Annotated in this window: 13 protein-coding genes; 5 read left to right on the top strand and 8 right to left on the bottom strand. The window is 62.8% G+C overall.

Annotated elements, in window-relative coordinates:
• Nucleotides 1-37: 37 nt before the first annotated feature.
• From sS8_RS14385 to sS8_RS14370, 4 genes are all read right to left on the bottom strand, one after another.
• A complete protein-coding gene (locus tag sS8_RS14385) occupies nt 38-9244 on the bottom strand; it encodes a type I polyketide synthase (RefSeq protein WP_119630217.1) in 9207 nt (3068 codons plus the stop codon).
• Between the two features lie 18 nt (nt 9245-9262).
• Nucleotides 9263-11734, bottom strand: a complete 2472-nt coding sequence (locus sS8_RS14380) for an efflux RND transporter permease subunit (RefSeq protein ID WP_119630216.1) — start codon at nt 11732-11734, stop codon at nt 9263-9265.
• Between the two features lie 21 nt (nt 11735-11755).
• On the bottom strand, nt 11756-12985 hold the full coding sequence (locus tag sS8_RS14375; protein WP_145986544.1) for a DUF1302 family protein: 1230 nt from the start codon (nt 12983-12985) through the stop codon (nt 11756-11758).
• A gap of 257 nt (nt 12986-13242) precedes the next feature.
• Nucleotides 13243-14133 carry an outer membrane lipoprotein-sorting protein gene (locus sS8_RS14370; protein WP_119630214.1) on the bottom strand — a complete coding sequence of 297 codons (891 nt, stop codon included), beginning with the start codon at nt 14131-14133 and terminating at the stop codon, nt 13243-13245.
• A 607-nt stretch (nt 14134-14740) separates the two neighbouring features.
• On the opposite strand from sS8_RS14370, the gene sS8_RS14365 reads away from it, so the two are divergent.
• From sS8_RS14365 to sS8_RS28140, 5 genes are all read left to right on the top strand, one after another.
• Complete coding sequence (locus sS8_RS14365) at nt 14741-15805, top strand: OmpA family protein (protein WP_170161083.1); 1065 nt, start codon at nt 14741-14743, stop codon at nt 15803-15805.
• Nucleotides 15806-15852: 47 nt separating this feature from the next.
• Complete coding sequence (locus tag sS8_RS14360) at nt 15853-17187, top strand: hypothetical protein (protein WP_119630212.1); 1335 nt, start codon at nt 15853-15855, stop codon at nt 17185-17187.
• Nucleotides 17184-18332, top strand: coding sequence for a hypothetical protein (locus tag sS8_RS14355; protein WP_145986543.1), 1149 nt, complete (start codon nt 17184-17186; stop codon nt 18330-18332). Before sS8_RS14360 ends, sS8_RS14355 begins: the two co-directional genes overlap by 4 nt.
• Nucleotides 18333-18350: 18 nt before the next feature.
• The gene (locus sS8_RS14350; protein ID WP_232020315.1) at nt 18351-18968 is read left to right on the top strand and encodes a hypothetical protein; all 618 of its coding nucleotides are present in this window, start codon (nt 18351-18353) and stop codon (nt 18966-18968) included.
• A gap of 318 nt (nt 18969-19286) precedes the next feature.
• Nucleotides 19287-19451 (top strand): hypothetical protein, encoded by a 165-nt coding sequence (locus tag sS8_RS28140; RefSeq protein ID WP_170161082.1) that lies wholly within the window; start codon nt 19287-19289, stop codon nt 19449-19451.
• Nucleotides 19452-19706: 255 nt separating this feature from the next.
• Here sS8_RS28140 and lplT read toward each other — a convergent pair whose 3' ends face one another.
• From lplT to sS8_RS14330, 4 genes are all read right to left on the bottom strand, one after another.
• On the bottom strand, nt 19707-21005 hold the full coding sequence (lplT, locus tag sS8_RS14345; RefSeq protein WP_197716527.1) for a lysophospholipid transporter LplT: 1299 nt from the start codon (nt 21003-21005) through the stop codon (nt 19707-19709).
• Nucleotides 21006-21085: 80 nt separating this feature from the next.
• On the bottom strand, nt 21086-21607 hold the full coding sequence (locus tag sS8_RS14340) for a KdsC family phosphatase (RefSeq protein ID WP_119630210.1): 522 nt from the start codon (nt 21605-21607) through the stop codon (nt 21086-21088).
• The gene (locus sS8_RS14335; RefSeq protein WP_232020314.1) at nt 21604-22527 is read right to left on the bottom strand and encodes an N-acetylneuraminate synthase family protein; all 924 of its coding nucleotides are present in this window, start codon (nt 22525-22527) and stop codon (nt 21604-21606) included. The genes sS8_RS14340 and sS8_RS14335 overlap by 4 nt, the downstream gene beginning before the upstream one ends.
• 215 nt (nt 22528-22742) lie before the next feature.
• Complete coding sequence (locus sS8_RS14330) at nt 22743-23708, bottom strand: SDR family oxidoreductase (RefSeq protein ID WP_197716526.1); 966 nt, start codon at nt 23706-23708, stop codon at nt 22743-22745.
• Nucleotides 23709-23731 lie beyond the last annotated feature (23 nt).

Below are 23731 nucleotides of genomic sequence, written 5' to 3'. Positions count from 1 at the left end.
CGCAAGCCGGTTCTGCGGCCGCTCGATTCGCACCTGCTCAGGAATGCTCGTTCATGGCTTGCCGGGGCAGGATGATGCGGTTCAGTTCGTCGAGCAGGGCGGTTGCGATATCTTGTTGAGGCTCCTTGCTCGCGGTTGCCGGGCCGGGATGCGCCGGCTCCGGCGGATTCGGCTCCGCCGACGGAGACGGGATATCGGCGGATTCGTCGATTTCGGCCGGCGGCGGATCGTAGAGATAGGCCTTTCGCTCGAAGGGATAGGCCGGCAGCAGTACGCGGGTGAGCCCGGACGGGCACAAGGCGCGCGTATCAAGCTTCAAGCCGTCGATGTACAAGCGTGCCAGCGCGGTCAGCAGGCTCCCGCCGTCGGGCTCGGCCCCGATCATCGGTAGCGGTCCCGACGCCTCGCCGGCCTTGCCGCCCAGGAGCAGGGTCCGGAAGCGCGCATCCGTGGGAGGCGCCAGTCCATCGGATCGGCTGCTCGCCGCCGAACGCAAGCGGATCGGCCAATCCGGGCTGTCCACGGAAATTTTTCCGGCGCTCGTGTGGATCGGAATCCGCCAGATCCGATCGCCGGCAGCGTGCTCCGGAACCGCGTCGCCGCCGATCAGCACGCTTGCGGCGGCGGCCGGGCTCAGCCATCCCGCTACTGCCGCGGCGACCGGGCTTGAGGCGCCCTCGGCCCAAAGGCCCGAGGGAACCAAGTCCAGCTCCCGTAGCAGCCGGCCGAGTGAGTATTGTTCCGCCGCCGCGCGCAGGTGCGGTTCGGCTTCGTGCCCGGGAGGCAGCGCCTTCCGGAACGCGGTCCAGGCGTCGGCAAACACCGAACAGCGCCGTGCCAGCGTATCCGCGGTTCCCTCCGGCCATGGGCCGTCGTCGAACATCCAGGCCATCGCCGGCGGCTGCTTCGGATTGGCGCGACCCTGGAGCAGCCGGTCGTGTTTGCCCGATCCGGCCACGGCGGCTAGCACCGCCAGGAGCTCGTCCCGTCCCCGTACCACCGCAGCAGCGCGGAAATTCATTTCTCTCTGGGCGCCGTTCAGGGAATAAACCACCTGCTCGGCGGATATGGACGGGTTTTCCCGGAGATGCGCATGCAGTGCCTCGGCATAGGCGCAGACGGCGCTCTGCGTGCGGGCCGTCAGGCACAGCAGCTGCGGGTCGGATAGCGGCAGCCGGTCCATGCCGGTAGGCTGATCCACGGCGCGGGGAGGCTCCTCCAGGATCAGGTGGCAATTGGTGCCCCCGAAGCCGAAAGCGTTCACGCCGGCCCGCCGCGGCTGCCCGTTTCCGGTCCACGGCCGGCCCTGGCCGTCGACGACGAAGAATGGCGAAGCATCGAAATCGATATAAGGATTGGGTTCGGCGTAATTGACCGTGGGCGGCAGGTAACCGTGCCGCATCGCCAGGAGGACCTTGATGGCGCTGGGGATGCCCGCGGCCGACAGCATGTGGCCGATGGAGGATTTCACCGAACCGATGCCGCAGAATCCGCGCCGGTCGGTGAAGCGGCGGAAGGCCTGGGTCATGCCTTCCACTTCGACCGGATCGCCCAGGGAGGTGCCGGTGCCGTGGCATTCCACGTAAGAGACCGTGGCGGGATCGACACCGGATTCGCGGTAGGCGCGGGCGACGCAATCCGCCTGGCCGGCCGGATTGGGCGCGGTCAGGCCGGAAGAGTGGCCGTCGTTGTTCATCGCCGAGCCCAGGATCACGCCGTGGATAAAGTCGCCGTCGGCCAAGGCGTCCGCCAGCGGTTTGAGCACCAGGACCGCGACCCCTTCGCCCAGGACCATGCCGTTGGCCCGGCGGTCGAACGGATAACAGCGGCCGTCGGGCGACATGGCGTTGACCCGGCTCAGAAACACGAACGGGGTGGAGCCCATGTTCAGATAAGCCCCGCCGGCCACGGCGATGCGCGACTCGCCGGAGCGCAGGCTCTGGCAGGCGAGATGGGTGGCGACCAGGGCGGCGGAGCACGCGGTGTTGACGATCAGGCTCGGTCCGCGCACGTTCAGCCAGTGGCTCAGGCGGCAAGCGATCTCGTTCAGTCCGTTGCCGGCGATGGCGTCCGACTGAAGCTCCGCGGGCCGCAACACGTCGCGCAGCGCCTCGTCCCAATCCGCCCGTGCGCTCATCGGAAGCCGGCGGTACCAGTCGGCGTTCCTGATCCGGTCGCGCAAGCGGCAATAGCGCTGCTGGTTGATGAAATGTTCCGCGTAATAGTTCTGTTCGCAGCCGACGAACACGCCGAGGCGCCGGGCCTGCCCCTCGCCGGCGTAACCCGATTGTTGCAGGGCCTCGTAAGCCACTTCCATGAAAATTCTTTGCTGCGGGTCCATGGCCTTGGCTTCGCGCGGCGAGATGCCGAAGAACTGCGGATCGAATTCGTGGACCCGATCCAGGAAACCGCCCCATTTCGAATAACTGGCGTGGCTGTGGCGATTCGCGGCATCGAAATAATCATCCGGCGACCAGCGTTCCCGCGGCACCTCGCGAATTTCGCAGCGACCCTCCGCCAGCATGCGCCAGTATTGGTCGGTGCTGGCGCAGCCGGGTACCCGCAAGCTCATGCCGACGACGGCGATGCGGTCGTCGGCGGCGCGCTCGGAGCGGGAGGCGACGCCGGCCGCGACGCTTATCGGGCGGGCCGGGGCGGGAGCGTCCGGCGGCCGGGAGAAGAATTCGGAGCCGTGCCGGCTTTCCAGGTGGCGCGCCAGGTCCAGGGGCGACTGGAACTCGAACAAGAGGGTCGGGGTGATATGGCAGCCCAGGAGCGCCGCCAGTTTTTCCGCCATTTCCACGGCGCCCCGCGAGTCCACGCCCAATTCCTGAAACCTGCGGCCGGGATCGATCCCTTCCGCCGGCGCATTCAGGTACGCGCCGGTGAGCTGGCGGACCAGATCGAGCCAGTCCGCGGCGTGTACCGGAGGATGGGCGGCCAGCGGCTCACGCTCGACCGGCGCGGGCTCCGGGGACGGTGCCGTCGCGGCGGGTGCCGGAGTCTCCGTTTCCGCCTCGAAATCGATGACGTGCACGACCGCGGCGCCGGGAATGGCGAGCGCCCGCGCCAAGGCGGCGCAGGCGGTTTCCGGAACCAGTGCGCGCAAGCCTTTGCTGCGGACCAGCGCCATCAGGCCGGTGTCGCGGCCCATGCCGGTCTCGTCCCAGAGCGACCAGTTTAGCGCCAGGGCGCGGCCTTTCGCCCCGGAGCGGTTCCGCCACTCCGCGAAGCCGTCGAGGAAAGCGTTGGCCGCGGCATAATCGGTGAGGCTGGCCGCCCACACCGGGCAAGTGGCGGCGATGGACGAATACAAAATGAAGAATTTCAGCGGCTGGTCGGCCGTCAGCCGATGGAGCAGCAGGCTGCCTTCGACTTTCGGGGCCAGCACCGCCCGTATCGATTCCACGTTCTTGTCGGTGGCGCGGAGCACCTTGCGGTCGACCACTCCCGCGGAATGGATGACGCCGTCCAGCCTGCCGAAGCGTTCCCGCGCGCGTTTGACGGCTTCGGTCATCGCTTCGGCGTCGGCCACGTCGGCGGCATGGTAGTCCACCGTCGCGCCCAGGGATTCGAGCCGGCGCACCAGCGCCACGCGCGCGGCGTCGGGATGTCCGTCCGGCAGCTCGTTCCAGGTTTGCCGGTCCGGCAGGGGACGCCGTCCGGTCAGGACCAGGTTGATCCGGGCCGATCGCGCCAGGGCGATGGCGGTTTCGGCCCCGATCCCGGCGATCCCGCCGGTGATCAGGCAGGTGTCGCCGTCCTCGAGCAGCGGTTCGGAGACGCCGGTTTCGTTGTAGACCGCGCCGAAACGGCGCCGGAAGCGGCGGGAACGGCGGATCGCGAGCATCTCGCCGCCGAATTCCGCCGTCCCCAGCTCCGCGAGCACGGTCTCCACGTCCTCGTCCGGAGCGGCCGGCGCGGGATCCAGATCGGCCGCCTGCAACACCAGATGATCGTTTTCTTCCCCCAGTCCCAGCGCGAACGTAACCCCGAGCAGCTGGTACGGATCGGGCGGCGGCTCCAGGCTGTCCAGGACATGGGCGCGCCGAGTCAGCCAGAGGATTCGGCACGGTTCCGCGGGCGCCGGCTCGCGCATGGCCTGGGCCAGGAAGGTGAGGCTGAAGATGCCGGAGTAAAGCGCCTCGTCGTCGTTTCTCTGCGCGCTCGCCGAATCCGCATTCCAGGCATGGACTACCGCGGCCGGGGCGCCGTAATCGGCGAGCACCGCTTGCCATAACCGCCGGTAGTCGCCCGCATCCGAAAGGTTGACCGTGAAAGTCCCGTCGGTGGCCGAGAACGCCGCCCCGGGCCGCACCGCCAGAACCGGCCGCTCCGGCCCCAAACGGATGCGCAGCGCCTCGAGCCAGGCCGATTGCCCCTCGCCCGCGAACACCAATAGCGCACCGGGCGGCAGCGCGATGGCGTCGCCGCGCGGCGTTTGAGGCCATTCCCAGCGATGCAGCAAAGCCTGGCCTTGCGTTTTGGCCGGCGGCAGCGGGGGCAGACGATAGATTTTGCGCTCGAACGGAGAGGCCGGGAGCGGGATGCGCCGGCCCGGAAAATCTTCGCCGAGAGCGCGCCAGTCCAGGTCGACGCCCGCCGTGTAAAGAATACCCAGGGTTTCCGGCAAGGTCCTGGCGTTTTCCCGGCGACGATCGATCATGGCCGCAAGGGTCACGCGTTCCCCGGCCAGTACGGTGGCGGCCAGGTGGGTGAGAACGCTGTCCGGTCCGCATTCGACGAATGTGCGGATGCCGCCGGCATGCGCGGTGCGTATGCCCTGCTCGAAACGGACGGCCTCCAGCACGTGGCGCGACCAGTAATAGGCATCGAACCCGTCGGCCGCCAGCCAGTCCCCGGTGATATTGGAAATGATGGGCAGCCGTGGCGCACGCCATTCCACCTCGGCCAGCACCTTGGCGAAGGGTTCCAGCATCGGTTGCAGGAGCGGCGTGTGAAACGCGTGGGACACGCGCAAGGGCTTGACCCGGCGACCCAGGCTTTCCAGGGTGCGGGCGAGTTCGGCCACGGCGTCCCGGTATCCGGCCACGACCTGGTGCGAGCCGTTGTTGGCCGCAAACCAGAGCCGTCCCCGATAATCCTCGAGGTAGGCCGACAACTCATCGGCTCGCGCGAATACCGCCAGCATGCCGCCTTGCCCCGGCAACTCGGACATCAGCCGTCCGCGCGCGGCGACGACCTTGGCGGCGTCGGCCAGATCCACGGCGCCGGCCAGGCAGGCCGCGGCATACTCGCCGACGCTGTGTCCGATCAGTGCGGCCGGACGCACCCCCAGTTCCAGCAAGGCGCGACCCAGAGCGTAATCGGTGACGAACATTGCCGGCTGGGTAATTTCGGTTCGCGCCAATTGTTCCGGGTTGGCTTCGTGGTGATAAATGGAACTCAGCACCGGCACGTCCAGCCAGGGATCGAAGGCGGCCGCCGCCTCATCCATGGCGAGACGGAAGCGCGGCCACAGCTCGTAGAGCTGGGCGGCCATGCCCGGATACTGGGCGCCCTGGCCGGTAAACATCAGGGCCAGCGACGGCGGAGACCCGGTCTCGGCGGGCTGGCGCTTTTCCAGACCCTTGAGCCCGGCGGCGAGTTCGCCGAGCGATTCGGCGACCAGGGCATACCTGCATGCCGAGTGATTGCGGCGGCTGTTCAGCGTGGCGCAGAGGTCGGCGGGATCCGGCGCGGGCGCGCGTTCCAGATAGGCGGCCAGCCGTCCGGCGCTGCGGTTCAGGGCAGGGCGGTTGCGCGCCGAGAGCAAGAGCAGATGATAGGGCCAGACGCCCCTGGGCTGCTCGCGCGCCACGCCTTCCTCGACCACCAGGTGGCAGTTGGTGCCCCCGAATCCGAAAGAATTGATGGCTGCCCGCCGGGGCAGACCTTCGGGTACGGTCCAGGCGCGGGTCGCAGTCAGGGGGTAAAAGGGCGTCCGGGCAAAATCGATTTGCCGGCTGGGCTCGGTCAGATTGATGTTCCCCGGCATCTGTTTGTGGTGCAGGGCCAGCACCACCTTGATCAAGCCGGCGATGCCCGCGGCGCTGAGCAGATGGCCGATGTTCGCCTTGACCGATCCGACCGCGCAGCTCTGCCGGTCCAGGTTCCCGAAGGCCTGGGTCAGGGCGCGGATCTCGCTCGGATCTCCCAGCGGAGTGCCGGTGCCATGGGCTTCGACGAACTGTATGGAAGCGGGGTCGAGCTTGAACTGGCGGTATACGGCATCGATGACCTGGCGCTGGCCGTCCGGGTTGGGCGCCATGACCCCCAGGGATTGCCCGTCGTTGTTCACCGCCGAGCCGCGAATCACCGACAGCACCGGATCGCCGTCCGCCAGCGCGCGGGAGAGCGGTTTGAGCAACACCGCACCGGCGCCTTCGCCCAGCACGAAGCCGTCGGCCGAAGCATCGAACACCCGGCAACGGCCGCTAGCCGACAGCGCGCCGGCGCGCTGGAACAACAGGAAGGGTAAATGGCTCAGGGTGAGACTCACGCCGCCGGCGACCGCCATCGAGCACTCGCCCTGGCGCAGGCTCTGGCAGGCCAGATGCACCGCGACCAGGGATGAGGAACAGGCGCTGTCGATGGTGAAGCTGGGACCTTTCCAGTTGAAGGTATGGGAGACACGCGCCGCGATCATGTTGAGCAGATTGTCCACCGCCGTATTGACGTGCAGCGACAGTCGCCCGAAGCGGGATTGCCATTCCTTGAGCAGTTCGTCGCGTTCGCCGGGCGGCAGGCGGCGGAGGCTGGCGAAGCTCTCCAGGGCATCGCCGCACAAGGCATTGACCAGGAATTCCATGTGATTGTTGTGGCTGGCGCCGATGAACAAACCGACCTCGGCGCCGTCCAGGGCCGGCCTGGAGTAGCCGGCACGCTCCAGGGTTTCCGCGGCCACCTCGAGGAACAGGCGCTGCTGCGGGTCCATGTCGGTGGCTTCTTCGGGACTGATGCCGAAGAATTCCGCGTCGAAGGCGTAGACGTCGCGCACGAAGCCGCCGCGCCAGCCGTCGTCCCGCCCGCCTTCAGGTAGGGCGAAGCGGTCGGCGGGCACGGGACCGATGGCTTCCCGGCCCTGGCTCAGAAGCTCCCAGTATTCCTCCGGCGAATCGCTCCCGGGGAACCGGCAGGCGGTGCCGATGATGGCGATTGCGTCATCCGGGGCGCGGACGGTGTCCGCTGCACCCGCCGCCGAAGTCCGGTCGGAGTGTCCGCCCAGCCACTCCGCCATCTGCCGCACGGTCTGGCAACGCAGCAGCAGTTCATGGTTCAGAGGCCGGTTCAAACGGTCTTCCAGCCGGCCCAGGATCTGCACCGCCTTGATGGAGGTGCCGCCCAGCGAGCGAAAGGATTGGTCCGGCTTGATCCTGGCCGGCGGGAGGCCGAGCACGTCCGCCCAGGCCTCCCGGACCAGATCGCTCAGATCCTCGCCGGCGGCAGTATCCGATTCCGGCGCGCCGCTCACCAGGTCGATGCCGCGATGGATTACGGCGTCGTAATCGCCCTGCTGGAACTCTTCCAGGAGCTTGTAGCGCTGGAGTTTTCCGCTGGTCGTCTTGGGAATGGCCCTGACCGGCACCACGTAATCCAGCGCGATGCCGAGCACCTGGTTCACCCGTTGCCACACCGCCGCCATGATCGACCGGCCCTCGGGGCTTTCCGGATCGCGGATCGCGAGAAAGATCGCGGTTTGCTCCTCGCCCGAGCCGGGATCGTGCCAGCCGCAGGCGATGGTCTTTCCGGGGTCTACGCCGGCGACCGTTTCCGCCTGGGCTTCGACGTCATGGGCATAAAAATTCTGGCCGTTGACGAAGATGATGTCCTTGGCCCGTCCGCTGACGCACAGGCGACCGTCCATCATGAAGCCGAGGTCGCCGGTGTCCAGCCAGCCGTCGTGAAACGTCGCGGCGTTGGCCGAAGGATTGTTGTAATAGCCGCGTGTGACATTGCGGCCGCCGATCTGGATGCGGCCTACCCGGCCTTCCGGCAGTACCCGACCGTCGCCGTCCACGATTCGCAGCCCGCAGCCCGGCACCGGGTAGCCTTCGTCGACCACGGCGACGGCTGTCTCGCCGTGGGGTTCGGCCGCGGCCGCCCGCCCCAGCGCCAGTTCCCCGCGATCCAGCCAATGCACCCGCGGAAGGGTGCCGGGCGGCGGAAAGCTCACCGCCAGGGTCGCCTCGGCCATGCCGTACACCGGATACATGGCCTCGGGCTTGAGCCCGCACCGGCCCAGGGTGCTCAGGAATTCCTCCATGACCGTGGCCGCAATCGGTTCCGCGCCGTTGAAAATGATCCGGAGGCACGACAAGTCCCAGCGTTTCAGGTGTTCCGGTTTCAGCTTGCTCAGCAAATGGCGGTAGCCGAAGTTGGGGGAGCCGGTTACGGTCGAACGGTGCAGGTGGATTTTTTCCATCCAGAGCGTGGGCTTGCGAACGAAGGTGAACGGGGTCATGTTCACCTGCTCGATCCCCAGGGCCAAGGGAACGAAATGGAAACCGATGAGGCCCATGTCATGGTGGTAGGGCATCCAGCACAGATAGGCATCGCGCGTGCTCAGGTCGGCGCCGAAGATGATGCCTTCCAGGTTGGTGATCAGACTTGCATGGGTCACCATGACGCCCTTCGGCGTTCCCGTGCTGCCGGAACTGTACTGGATGAAGGCCAGCTCGTCCGGAGCCGCGAGATCCGGGTCCGCCGGCGCGGCGGATTCGGGCGCTTCGGTAACCGCCAGGATGCGGATGCGGGGCTCGGCCAGGGCCTGCTGCAAGGCGGACTGCTGTTCCGCCAGGAAGGCATCGGACAGTACCCGCGGCCGGTCGAGCTGCTCCCAGACGGCTTTCAGCTTGATCAGAACGGCATTATCCCCGGCGAGCGCCGGCGGATAGGCCAGCGGTGCGGGCACCATGCCGCCCAGCACCGCCGCCCAGAAAGTCACGATGAAGTCGTGGCTCTCCCGGAACATCAGGATGACCGGATCGCCGCGCCGCAGCCCCAGGGCGCGCAGGGTGCCGAGCCGGGTCAGCGCCTGCTCGGCGATGGTCCGATAGGAAAAACGGGTCTCCTGACGCTCGTCCCGGACGAAGACGATTCCGCGCTCGCCGTCCGCGGCGCGCAACAGGAGATGGCCCAGGTTTTCCTCCGGACACAGCGTGCCCGGGGCGGGACGGGGCTGGATCAGGGCAGCCTTGTCCGCCGGCCGGCCGCTGAACAGTTCGATGAGTGGCTTGGACATGAGAATTCTCCGACAGCATCAATTCGGGTTTTCGCTCCGCCCGGCCGGACTCGCGACGAACACGGCGTCGCCCGCGGCGGCACCGTCGGCATCCGGGGCGGCGAACTCGGTACGCCCGGCGGCCTCGGCGGCGGGCCGGGCGGGACCGGCTGCTCCGGGGCCGGTTTCGCTCGACCCGGCCCGCAGGCGGCGCGGCTTATCGATCAGGCACAGGAGGGCCGGCGTGATGGACAGGTCGGCGGCCAGCGCCACCACCAGGAACAAACCCACCAGCAAGCCTTTGTAGACGTTCGGCATGAAATCGCCGAACAGAAACACGCAGAACGCCAGAACCAGCACCATCGTGGTGAAGGTGATGGAAATGCCGACGTCGGAGAACGCTTCCCCGATCGCTTCCCGCGCGGTACGGCCGGCTCGCCGCGCCTCCCGGTAATGGCTGAAGAAATGGATGGTGTCGTCCACGGCGATGCCGTAACCGATGCTCGCCACCATGATGGTGCCGATATCCAGGTAGATGCCGGCCATGCCCATGAAGCCCATGGCCGTGAGCACGGGTAGAAAATTCGGCAGCGTGCTGGCGAGACCCAGCAGCCAGGAGCGGAACAGCAGCCCGATGAGAACGGTCACCCCTAACATGGACACGGTGAACGACCTGATCAGGCTGTCGGACACGTTGTTGCCCATATTGGTGTACAACACGTCGCGGCCGGTGAACTCGACCTTGACGTGCTTGAGGTTCCTGGCGGCCCAGTCGCTGATGATGTCCATGTTTTCGCGGCTGGCGCGGGTGGGCGACAGGGCGCGGATCGCCGTTATCCGGCTCGCCGAATAATCGACGTTGAAGCGGTCGTTGATGTCCTGTCCGACCGGCACCGAAAGGCTGTAGAGGAACAGGTACTGGGCGATCGAAGCGTTGTCATCGGGGATGGTGTGGAAACCGGGATCGTCCTCGTGGAGGGCGCGGTTGATGTTGCGCAGCACGGTGGACAGGGAATAGACGTTGGTCAGTCCGCCGGGAGCGTCTTTCGCCAGGTATTGCGTGAACGCATCGAGGTCGCGCATGTACGCCACCGTCTTGATCGCGTCCGGCCCCTCGCCGCGCACCACCAGTTCGTACACCGCCCCGCCCGAGCCTTTCTCCTCCAGGAAATGGACCGATTTGGCGAACCAGAAGCTGGAGCGGAAATACGAGACCGGGTTGGAATCCACCGTAAGCATCGGCAGAAAAGCCGCAAAGACGGCGATGAACACCAGCCAGCGCAGAAGCACTTGCCGGCTGCGGTTTACGGACGCCAGGCGCAGTCCTTCCAGAAAATCCTTGAACCACGGCGAATCGAACACCGGACGGGGCGTTTTTTCCGGGAAGAAACTCAAGAGCGCCGGCAGCAGGGTGACAGTCAGCAGCAGAATCAGCAAAGTGCCGCAGCCCGCCTCGAAACCGAACAGCTTGAGCGGAATGATGGTGGCCGTGAAATAAAAGGAGAAGAAGCCGATCGCGGTGGTGACCGAGGTCATGACGATTGCGCTCAGATTGATCCGCAGCGACGCCTTGACGGCGTCCCTGGAATTCAGACCGTTGCGCTTGGCTTTGACGAACATCGCCGCCATATGCACGCAGCCCGCCACGGCGATGCCGATGAGCAACTGCGGCGTGGTGGTGGTGACCACGTTCAGCTTGTGGCCCACGAACCCTGTGAGGCCCATGGCGCCGATCACGCTCAGGAGCGAGATGCCGAGCGCCAGCAGCACACCGAGAATCGAGCGGAACAGGACGAACCACACCACGCCCAGAACGACCAGCAGCAGCGGCACCAGGAATCCCATATCCTTCTGCGCCACCTGGTCGAAGGCCTGGTCGGTGATGGGACCGCCGGCCATGTAAAACTCATAGCCGCTCCGGGCTTTCTCCTCGTCCAGGATTTGCATCAATTGGCCGTAGACCTTGGCCGGCAACTCCGGGGTCACGGCGACCGGCGCGATGCGCGCCCGGATGATGCCGACTTTCCGATCCGGGGAGATCAGCGAGCCGGTCACCAGCGGGTCCTGGTCGATATAACGGCGGGCCGCTTCGATCAGCTCCGAAGTCACGGGTTTGCCGCTCGGAAACAGGGCTTCGGCGCTGAAGCCCTCGCTATCGCCGCGCAAGGCCTGGAAGTTGGAAAGCGAATCCACCCGGATCACGCCGGCCACGTGCCAGAGTTTGTCGGTCAGGCGCTGGATGGTTTCGATCGATTTCGGCTGAAGAATCCCCCGCGGCTCTTCGAACGCCACCACGAACATGTCGTCGTGGCCGAATTCCTTTACGAAAAGATCGTAGCCTTGCAGATAAGGGTCGTCCTCGTCGAACCAGATGCGGTAGTTCGAATCGAAGGACAACCGCCCCAGGAATCCGCCGAGAAAAACGATTACGGCGAGGCTTGCCAGTATGACCCCGATCCGGTTCCTGACGATCCAATCGGCATACGCCGCTATCAGTTTCTTCTCACTCATGACATTCCGCCGCGACTTGAATTAAAAGCTGTATCTCAGACGTGCCCGGAACGCGCCGTCACCGTCTTCGTCCTGGTCGGGAAAAACGAAAAATCCGAAAGAGTCGGTATAAGTCAGCTCGAACCGGACTTGCTCGACGATGTTCCGCGCGTACCGGGCGCGCATCAGCCAGGTGCCGGCGGGCTCGAAGTTATTGATCGCTCCGACTTCCAGTTCCTGGCGGGCCAGATCGTTGAACGTGAGCCGAAATCCGGTGAAAAGGCTGTTCTCGAGTATCTGGAATCTGACTTGCCCATTTCCGACCGTCCCGAAATATTCGGTAAACAGGGTCAGGTCGGACAGGCCGATAATCGCCGGAAAGGTATATTCCAGGCCCGCGGTATAAAAGAATCCGGGCTTGAGCAATTTGGTTTCGGGAAACCGGTAAAACCCTTCGCCCTTGACGATCAAACTCTCGATGACCTTGGTGAATTCGAAGCCGAGCCGGTTGGATTTGTAAGGGGTGCCGATCAGCCTGGTTTCGGTCTCGTTCATATCGTAAATCGGCAGCCTCTCGACGACGTTCGCCCAACTCAGGGCGAAATCGAAACCGTCACCGGCATGGAAATAGCGGATCGCCCATTGATCCTCGAATCGTTCTTCGGGTTGCCGGATCGGAAGGCCGCCGCTCAGGCTGTAGAAATGGTCCGGCCCGGGAAAACTGTCGGTGATGTAATAAGGAAGCGCGTACGCACTGAGATCGCTGTTATCGAATTTCAAGCGGAATAGGGCGGCGGGTATGCCGATTTTGCTGGGCTCTATCACATCGTCCCGAAAATCTCGGGGATTGAGCACGTCTATCCGGTTTACGCTTTCCATCTGGCCCCAGGTAAAAATCTGATTTCCGATCCTGAAATCCCAGTTTTCGGTGCTATATTCGATCCACGCTTCGTTAAGCCGTATGGCATTCTGACGACCGTCCATGAAGTCGTAACGGGCGAACGGCGCCAAGGCGAAGCGCCAGTTTTCGCCGATCCTCGCTTCCGAGCGGAAATCCAGGCGCAAGGCATGATTCTGTTCGATCTGCCCGGGAAAAAGAGGGGTTTTCGGGTACTGATAAGTTTCGTAATCGAAATTGCCGGCAATATTCAGCTTATCCATCCAGGAACGGAACCCGGATAAGCCTTTCGAACCGGCTTCGTCCCGACAAACCCCGACCTCCGGTGACAGCATCAGATACAACCCCAAGGCAGCTATGATTGGCTTCAACAAGAACGCCTCTAATTCAATTCAGAAACCCGCACTTTTTGAAAAACCACGACGAGAGGACATGGTTTTTCGCGCAAGGAGGAGGTTTCGCTATCCCGTGCTCATACGTTAAGTCCGTTGCCGATCGGAGGCCTCTTGCGGGTGTCGAGCGACCCCGGGCCCGGACAGGATCGGCCTGTCCGGGCCGCGGGGATAACTCATGCGCCCCAAAGTGCGAATCTTCCTTTTTGTCGGTTTAGAGGAATACCCGAGCGATTATTTCAGCGCGGCGATTCGAGCGCCCGAACCTTGAACATGGCGGCATCGGTGGGGATTTTTAGCTTGATTTCGTCGAAGCTAAGCGTCGATGCTTTCTTGGTCTGGACGTTTCTGACCGTGATTTTCCTGGATCGCCAGATGCCATCGACTTGATGATGTCCTTCCATGAAACGTTCTTTAACCAGTTCCCCTTTTCGGTCGAAATACTGGCTTTTGGCTTCCTGCAGATTTTCCTTGTAACGCCACCTGATAATCTTCGAATAACCCGAGTTCGAGTTTTTCGGAGTCCGCTCCATAACGTAGCAATCTTTGCCGTCCACGGTATCGTCGCCGAGATATTTAAAATTGTATTTCTCGAATTGGCGGACAACGAGATCTTCATAGGCGAATTCCGATCCCATGAAAGATCCGCTCTTGTTGGACGATGCAATCCGCTTGGCTCGTTTCAGTGCCGGTAAATACAGCCATTGATCATCGTCCTCGGCGCCCTTTTCATAGGTGAGCAGGGCGGTATCCTTAATGTCCGGCGGAAACGAGAATCTGACGAGCGTCTTATCGTGCCTATCCGGTTCCTCGTGGCCCCAAAAATCCAGTTTTCTTTGCGATTCCCGGCCTTCCGCATTAATCAGGGTCAAAGTCATTTTTCGAAACTCGCCGATGTATCCGGCCTGGATTTCATCCGCTTTTCGCTCGATATCGATCGCTTCGATGCCGGGCGTGGGAGGCCGCATATCGGCATTGGCCGGCAGCGAATATTGAAAAAACAGAATTGCCGAGAGATTCAGAAGAGCTGCACGGAAAAAATGCGGATTTTTGGGAGCGGGGGCGAAGCTACTCCGCTCCGCGAGTATCTCGCGATTAGACGGGAATGCAGAAGTCGCGTTATGGTTCATATCGGGTCTTTCACAATTGGTTTTTTGCACGGTTAGGATTTGCACCCAATGCCGATCCGGTCGGTGAATACCGAGGGGCTTGGTGGAGTGCGGGAAATATAGGCAAGAAGTGTTACAGGATTGATACTGATAGTGTTACAGTTTTGCTGCTTTTATTGTTGCAATTTGGTGTAGACCGCAGTTGGGAAATGGCGAGTTTCAAAGGCATGCCGTTACCTTATTGTTCCGATAGTGAAATCGGAGTCATATTCCGAATTGATTTCCAACTCTCTCTCGTGAGAACAAGATCGGAGGCAATCGTCCATTGCCCTTATCCCGGACTGCCGGTTCAGGACGTTTGAACGGATCGAAGTCTCCGTGAACATCAGCCCACGCCGGTAGCATCCCGGTCTCGATAACTTTTCACCGGCCGCCCGAAAGCCTTGGCATCGAGTCCGCTTTTTTCGAATCCGTCACGTTTCGTTGGGAATAGATCCGACTTTCGGGTCGACTTTCTCTTACATCGATAAAGGCGGCGCGGTTTCTTGTGTTTGCCATGGGTTGCCAATATACTTTCGAAACCTGTCGCCAATCCGCGACAGGTTTGTGCCACGGGGGGGACACATTCATGAACATGAACATTGCCGCGCTTGCAGTCGCCGCGGGCAGTCGGCTATCGCTGCAGGGTCTCGGCACATGCCGCTTAGATCAATCAGTTGCACTGGTCGCTTCTCCGAGTTGGAGACTTGATCAGAGCTTCCTTAAGTGCAGGGGCGCTAATATCCGAGCGTTGCTTGCGGTTGTCGCCGCCGTTCTCGCAGCCGGATGCCAGGTCCAGCCGGTTCAACATTATGGGCAGTCGCAATATCCTCTTCCGCCGCGCAATGCCGGAATCGTGACCCCGCTCAACCTGCAGGCATTGCCCCAGACCATCGGCAAGGAACATCAGTTTCGCGTCCAGCGCCTCGCCCGGTTGTCGCGCGAATTCGGCGCCCAATCCCCTCGAGTCACCGAAAGCCAGGTTGCGGTCGGCAAGGTGCCGGGAGCCGACTACCCGGTGCCGGTCATTCGCTTCCATTATCCGGAACGCACCTTTTTCGATTTCGGAAGCGCCGCCGTTCGGCCCGACGCGGGTTCGGTGCTCGACGTGCTGGCCGAACAGATGAATCGAGACATGCCCGATACCAGTCTGGTCATCCTCGGCCATACCGATAGCATCGGCACCGACGAATACAACTACAACCTTTCCATCAGCCGAGCCGCCGCGGTCATGCGCGAACTGGCGCGACGCGGCGTCAATCTCGAGCAAATGGCCACCGTCGGCATAGGCGAGACCCAGCCCATAGCCACCAACGGCACCGATCAGGGACGGGCGCTCAATCGCCGTGTCGAGTTCATGCTGTCCCGTTTCGAGGAGGCCAACTATGTGGCCATCGAACAGTTTCCACGCAATGCGCAATGGCTGAATAACCATCAGGAAACCGAGGTGAAGCCGAAAACGCCCTCAGTGCGTCACGACACCGGAAAAAAGGAGCTGGTCGTGCTCAAGCCGAAGCCGAATATCGTTACCCGGCCCGAGACCCCGCAAACCGTGCGGCCCAAGCCGGGCGACACGGCCGATGTACTGGAACCATCGACGCGCGTCGTAACGATCATCCCTGCCGAGACCGTGCACGTGCTGCCGTCGTCCTGATTTCACCTTTTTCCGACCCAATAAACACAATGAGGAGCCGATCCACGATGGCCGAATATACGCCCAAGCCACGAATACCCGAACCGGTGCAGACCGCTTTCGATGCCTTGATGGCGTCTGCATGGCCAAGCACCGACGCGTCTTTCCGCGCGCGCATCGACGACACCGCGGAGCGGGAGTCGCAGAGCAAGAATCCCTTGCGGCTGAACGAATTCGGCTTGACCAGCGGTATGTTGTCGGCCTGTGTCGATCCGGTGGCGGAACTGCGCGATCGCTTTTTTCAGTTGAAGGGGGCGTTCGACACCGCAATTCATCCCCAATTGCCGAAGATTCAGGCTCTGCAGAACATCGACCGCGAGATCGCCGAAAAACAGCAGGAATCGGAACAGGCGCAGGCACGCATTACCGAGAAGTACGAGTCGCAGTCCAATTACGCCGATGCGGAGAAGAACTTCGTCAAGGTGAAGGAAGAATACGAAGCGATGCGTCGTGCCGAAGGACAGCGGGAGGCGAAGGATTTTCCCCTGTGGGCTTATGCGGTGCTGATGCTGGGGGTCGGCGCGGCCGAATGGATGGTCAACTACGAGACGTTCCTGAACTTTACCGAAATTCCATTGATGGCGGCGGGCGCCACGATCCTGGTCGCGCTGGCCGTGGCCGTGGCGGCGCATTATCACGGCGCGATGCTGAAGGGACACCATCATTTTTTCGGTGATTTCGTAGAACTCGCGAAGCGGAGCCGCAATGTACGGGTCCTCGTCATCGTGACGACGGTTTTATTGTTTGCGTTTGGCGGGGTCGGCGGGGCGCGCTATTTGTGGGTCACCAGTCTTGCCAGCCAGATGGCATCCGTCGGGAGCGGGGCGCTCGGCGGCGACGTGGGCGTGAACATCAATACCGGGCAGGTCGTGACGGTGTCCATGGTGATCAACCTGTTCGTCTGGTTCGTCGGCGCCGCCATTGCTTATGCGGTACATGACGAAAACCCGAACTTCACGGAGAAGCTGCGCGAGTTGAAGAAGGCCAAGAAGATCTTCGAGCCGTTACGGCGGAAAGTGGATACGGAAATCTTTCAGCTCCGTTCCAAGCTCGAAAACGAAATCAAGGACCTCAAGAACAGTGCCCACGCGCACGAAATGGAAGGCAAACCGCTGGCGGACTTGCTGGCAACGGTTGCGGAAAAGACCAACAGGATCGAATCGGATGCGGACCGTCTGGCCACTCGCCTGATCAGGACTTACCGCTCCGCTCTGGGCGATCTGGCGGCAGTCGAAAATCCCGGGCTGCAATTCAACAAAGGCGGTCAACTCATGGATCTGGAAGCTTTCCGGCAAGAATCCGTCGAATTCAGCTTCAGGAATCAACTGGGAGAAGCCGCATGATGAAGGGAACCCGTAAGACCTTGCTTGCCGCCGGCCTGCTGCTTTCCGCGGCCCATTCGAGCGTTTGGGCGATCGGCGGTGTGGAGAGCTTCAAGATCGACCAGTTCTGCGACGTGAAGAGCGCTCGCCAAACCTTGGTCTATGTCGACGATCAGATGTTGGTGAAAGGCGAAATACAGTGGGCCAAGCAGTTGATCGCCAAGCTTTCGGCAAATTTGGTGCCTTCGGAGCCCGTCACCCTGGTCAAGCTGGCGACCGAATCCGGCACCGCCCAGGAACTCTGGAAGGCCTGTTTTCCGGATTATCCGCCGGGGGAACTTGCCAAGAAGCAGCAAGCCGGCGGCTGGCTGGACAAAATCACCAAGGCCGATCCGGCCAAGCAGTTGAAGGAGCAGCAGGCGATCTTCCGGGGACAGATGGGCGGCGCACTGGAAAAACTTCTGGCGGAAAGCGACCGTGAATTCGTCGGCACGCCGGAGAAAAAACAAGTCGTGCGCGCGCTGGAAAACGACCTGGCCCGATTCGACACCCGCGACGGCATGATTCGAGTGGTCGTTTACAGCGATCTGCTGGAAAAGTCGGATCTGATCGACAGCGCCGGCGCGAAGCCGGAAGCGGCTCGCAAGCTGGCGGATACGCGCAAACTGAATTTCCAGAACGCGGTATTCCATGTATTCGGGACGGGCCAATCCGACAGCGGCGCGGATGATTTGAAATCTTTCTGGGAGGCGTTTTTCGAGTCCGGTTCCGGAAGCCTGGCCGATTTCGGTTCCGAGCTGGTGCTCAGCTCCAAGGCGCCCGGCGCGTTCAAAACCTACGAGGTCGAGATCGCATTAAGCAAGGACGATGTCCGGCGCGGCAAGCTGCTCATGTTCGTGGAGGGTGACGGCAAGTTGCAGGACAGCATTCTCACCGTCGGCACGAAACAGCGCTCTCTGGTCGACGACGGCGAATTTCTCTGCCAGCAGAAGAGCTGTAGCCTGCAAGGCAAGGCCCGCAGTCCCTTGATCGTCGCGGAAGGCAAGGAGGAATTCAGCCTCAGCGGCTCGCCTGATCAAATGACCGGCGAGATTCAGATTCCGGGCGCCAAATTGGGCGATGGGAAGGATGCGGCATTCGCCATGAGCGTTAAACTTTCAAAATAGCTAATCTGGGGGGGGCAAATGAATCGTTTTTCTACGCAGCTGAGCTGGAAAACCCTGGTTTCGGTTTGCATATTAAGCATCGCGGTGTTTAACGGGTGCGCAACCCAGGGTACGGGGCCGATGTCGTCGGGAGCGGGTTGCGGATACGGCGCGGTAGGCGGAGCGTTGCTGGGCGCGGCGGCGGGAGCATTGTTGGGGGGGAAGCGCGACAGAGGGAAAAACGCTGCCATCGGCGCCGCAGCCGGAGCCGCTTTCGGGTGCGCCGCCGGCTATGCGTTCGCCAAGTATTTAACGCCGCAGGAGAACCAGCAATATAACGCGGCCCTGAACCAGCAGATGAAAAACGCCTCATTGAAGAAGGGCGGTTCGTACACCTGGTACAGTCAGGACAGAACCAAACGAATCGATTCTTCGTACGGGCAACCAATACAGATCCAGGCTGCCCTCTCAAAAATAGGGCCGAACGCCAGGATAAATCAGGAAGTCTATTCCCGTTTGCCTCAGCCGCCCGAGTTCTGCCGGATCGTGCCCAGCAAGATCTCGATCAAGGGCGGACCGAGCGTGGAGCAAACCCAGCTCCGCTGCGTCGACGCAAATGGCGACATGGTCGATGTACTCGATCATACAACGGCCTGATTCGGCCTAAGGCGCTTTCATGGCGCGCTGCGCCGGAGCCTGCGCGGCTGGCGGGCCGCCTAGCGGTGTCGCTACTTCATGTGGGGGGGGGGGCTCCACGGCTTGGTCGCGCCCCTTCGACTAGGCTCAGGACAGGCCCTTCAACCAGGCTCCGCGTAACCCACCGATCCGGGTCGCCCGGTGGGTTACGGCCCTGCGGCCCAACCCACCCCACGCAAATAAGTTCCGCAATCGAAAGCGATTTGGGATTAGAATGCTTCTCCTGCCCGCACATAGCCTGATTGTTTGCTTCGATGCAAGAACCGGAGAAAACGAGCGATGAGAAAACGCTATAAGCTAAAACGTCGCAGCTGCGGCCTTTGCAAGCCGCACAAGCGAGGCTGGGATAACCGATGGAAAGCGAAAGACCAGCTGCTCATGGAAAGAGCCGAGAAAGAAATCAGGGCGGCGGTAAGCAAGCGGGATAGATCACGGCTGGCGTGAACGCGCTACCGGATTCCGTTGCTTGCCCGCCGTAAAAGCACATCCGATTCGGTGATCTCGTTTTTTCCATCCCCATTCGGTCTTGAACCGGCAACGGCAGTTGGACGCGCCAGGCTGCCATCGATGGCTTTCGCTTCGCTCTACCCATCCTACGCTTGTCGAAGGGCCTGTCCTGAGCTCCGTCGAAGGGGCTGTCCCGAGCGGCAGATCCACCTACGGAATGTTTGTCGGGATGCCGGATGGGATTAGGCGTGCTTATTCTCCATGACGCCCGTTCCCGTGGATTTTGGTCAGCACGGCCATGCTTGCCGCCACCAATATCCCGAAAGTCACCACCATCGTGTCGACGGCCAGCTCGGCCCTGATCATCAGGGTGTACAGGCCGAGCATCAGCAGAACGGTCAGGTTTTCGTTGAAGTTCTGCAGGGCGATGGAGTGTCCCGCGCCCATGAGCAAATGGCCGCGATGCTGGAGCAGGGCGTTCATGGGCACCACGAAATAGCCGCCCATGGCACCGATCAGTGCCAGCAGCGGAAGTGCGACGCGCCAGTCGGTCACCAGGACCATGCCGGCCACGGTGAACCCCATGGCGACACCCACCGGCAGCACGCGCACGCAACGGTCGAGCGGCACGTCCTTGGCGAGGCCGGCGCCGATCGCGATGCCGACGGCCACGACGGCGGTGAGCTGGGTCGCCTGTTCCAGGTTCAGGTCCAGCGCCTGGGCCGCCCACAACAATATGAGCAGCCTCAATACCGTGCCGGTGCCCCAGAACAGCGAGGTCACCGCGAGCGAAACCTGGCCCAGGGGATCTTGCCAAAGCTGCTTGAAACACTGCCGGAAGTCCTGGAGCAAATACCAGGGCGCGCGCTTCGGCAGGGTGTGGTCGATGGGCAGTTTGGGAACGTACAAGTTGAACAGCGCGGCGATCAGGTAGAAACCGAAGACCGCCGCGACGGTAAATCTCGGCGGCGTGCCGATGTCGAACGGCACTTCCGCCAATCGGCCGGCGAGAAAGCCGCCGACCCGGTCGCCGATGAACATCCCGCCGACAATGGCGCCGAGGATGATTGCCGCGACCGTGAGGCCTTCCATCCAGCCGTTGGCCCATACCAGCCGCCGTGGCGGGAAATACTCGGTGAGTATGCCGTACTTGGCCGGCGAGTACAGGGCGGCGCCGAGGCCGACGAAGCCGTAGGCGATCAAAGGGTGCATCCCGGCCAGCATGGCCGCGCAGGCGAAAGTTTTGACCGTGTTGCTGATGAGCATGACCTGCCCCTTGGGCAGCGCATCGGTAAACGGGCCGACGAAGGGCGCCAGCACGATATAGGCGAAGATGAAAAACTGTTGCAGGACCGGCGTCTGCCAGGGCGGCGCCTGCAATTCCCGGAGCAGGGCGATGGCGCCGAACAGCAGGGTGTTATCGCCCAGGGACGAGAAGAACTGGGCTGCGAGAATGACGTAGAAGCCCCGGTTCAGCGACCGGAGTTCCGACTCGTCGATTTCATCCGTAGGCCATTTGGATTCGGTTTGAATGCGCGGGCTGCCGGCCATGGATTACACCCGTTTCGCGCTACGCCCGGAAACAGAACGCGCGCGGGCGATTGCCGTCGGCGGCAGTGCGTTGGCAACCGTCAAGCGCCATCTCCACGGGCTTTCAGAATGATTTCCACGAATTCGCGAAATGCGCCGTAACCGCCCGGCTTTTCCAGGATGATGTGGGCGGCGGCTTTCACTTCGTCCAAAGCGTCCCCCGGACAGGCCGTGAGTCCGACCACGGCGAAGGCGAGCAGGTCGTTGACGTCGTCGCCCAGGTAAGCCGCCTCGTCGAAACTCAGATTGAGCCGCTCCAGGACGGCACGCACCACGGAAGCCTTGTCCTTGGCGCCCAAGTGGCACTCGCTGATTCCGAGCTTTTCCGCGCGCCGGCTCACCGCGGGCGAAATCTCGCCGGTGACGATGCCGGTTTCGATGCCGGCCAGCGTGCGCAGCCTTTCCACGCCCATCCCGTCGCGAATATTGAAACGCTTGAGTTCCTCGCCGCGCTCCGAGTAATAGACCCCGCCATCGGTCAGCACGCCGTCGCAATCGGTGAGGACCAGCTTCAGGCGGCAGGCCAGGGCCGCGACATCGGTGGCCTTCGAGCGGTTCGTCATGCCGCCGTCCCGGCCCCGACCCGGCGCAGTTTCCGGCGGGGCGCCAGCTCGCTTTCGTAAACCCGCTTGACCCCGTCGCCCAGCGAGCGCTCGATGTCGCGTACGTCCCGCACCAGCCTCTCGAAGCCGACCAGTTCCACCGAAGCGGCCTGGTCGGTACCCCACATGGCGCGGTCCAGGGTAATGTGCCGCTCCAGGAAATTGGCGCCCAGGGCGACGGCGGCCAGGGACGGCGACAGCCCGGTTTCGTGGCCGGAATAGCCGATGGGGAAGTTGGGATAGCGTTCGCGCAGGGTGGTGATCATGCGCAGATTCAACTCGTCGACCTTGCACGGATAAGTCGAAGTGGAATGGGCGATCATGAGTCCGGGCCGGTCGAAGCGGTTGCGGGTTCCCACGGTGTTCACCGCCTCGACGATTTCTTCCAGCGTCGACATGCCCGTGGAAATCATCAGCGGCCTCCCGGTGGAACTCGCCTTGAGCAGCAGGGGGATGTCGGTCAGTGAGGCGCTCGCCATTTTGTAGAAGGGCGGTGCGAACTGCTCGATGAAGTCCACCGACGGCTCGTCCCAGCAGGACGCGGTCCAGTCGATGTCCAGCTCCCGGCAATAACGGTCGATCGCCGCGTACTCGTCGCGGCCGAATTCGACGCGGCGCCGGTAATCGATGTAGCTCATCCGTCCCCAGGGCGTGTCGCGCTCGAGATGCCATTGGTCCTTCGGAACGCAGAGTTCGGGCGTGCGCTTCTGGAACTTGACGCAATCGGCGCCGGCCCCGACGGCGCCGAAGATGAGTTCTCTGGCGGTGTCCAGGGAACCGTTATGGTTGATGCCGATCTCGGCGATGATGTACACCGGATGGCCGTCGCCGATCAAGCGCTTGCCGATTCTGACTGCCCGTTCACTCGTTCCCATGCTCATCTGTTTCCTCGCTCAAGGGTGTTTTTCCAAATCGCTTTCAATAAGGCATTCATTTTTGTAGGGTGGGTTAGCCCGTAAGGCCGTAACCCACCGAGCGACCTGAGCCCAGTCGAAGGGCCTGTCCTGAGCTCCGTCGAAGGGCTAACCTGCCATCGATGGGTTTCGCTTCGCTCTAACCATCCAACGATTCATGTGCGCTCGAAGGTCGAACGGCATTACCAGACCGTGAAGCCGCCGTCGACCAGCAGGTTGGCCCCCGTCACATAGGCGGAGGCGTCGGAGGCCAGGAAAACCAGCGCCCCCATGAAATCGCTCGGTGCCGCCATGCGGTTCAGGGGGGTGCGGCGCGCATATTCGCGGACGAAAAAATCGTCCTGGCCGTTTTCCACCCCGCCCGGTGACAGGACATTGACCCGCACGCCCGCATGGCCCCAGTAGGCGGCCAGAAACCGGGTAAACGCCAGCACCGCGCCCTTGGTGGCCGGATAAACCGGCGATTTATAGAAGCGCTGTCGCCCCTCCGGATCGCGGTAGAGGGACTGGTCCGGCGCGACCACGCCGTAGGTGGAACCGATGTTGATGATGCTGCCCCGTCCCGCGCGCGCCATTTCCGCGCCGATAATCCGGGAGCACAGGAACACCCCGGTCAGGTTGACCTCCAGCGAGCGCCGCCACAATTCCAGGGGATAGTTTTCGAAACGGGACTGTTCCAGGGCCGCCGCCGGGCTTTCGAACATGTCGTTGATGGCGGCGTTGTTGACCAGCACGTCGGCCCGGCCGGTCCGGCCCAGGGCTTGTTCCAGCAAGGTCTGCACCGAGCGCGGATCGGTCACGTCCGCGGCCACCGCCGTGACCGTCCCGCCCAGTTCGTCCGCTACCGCCGCGCAGGTATCGAGGTCCTGATCGGCCGCCACCACCCATGCACCGGCTTCCGCCAGCGCCCGGCAATGGTGACGGCCGAGCAGGCCCGCGGCCCCGGTGACGATGGCGGTGCGGCCGGTGAGATCGAAACGCCCGGCGAGCGTCATCCGGCGTTCCTTTGGTTCGCGTGGCGAGGCTTTGCATGGAAATGGCCGGTCTTGCGAAACACCGGCTGCAGGATTCCGCCCTTGAGCCGATTCCGCACGTCCCCCGCCGCCACCGCCTGTTGCAGCAGATCCAAGGTTCGATTGCGTCGCCATTTTTTGCGAAACCTTTTGGGACC

Origin of the sequence: Methylocaldum marinum (assembly GCF_003584645.1) — a bacterium.
Lineage (GTDB): Bacteria > Pseudomonadota > Gammaproteobacteria > Methylococcales > Methylococcaceae > Methylocaldum > Methylocaldum marinum.
Note: the sequence above shows the minus strand (reverse complement) of the source record. Positions and strands in the feature narration are given on the sequence as shown.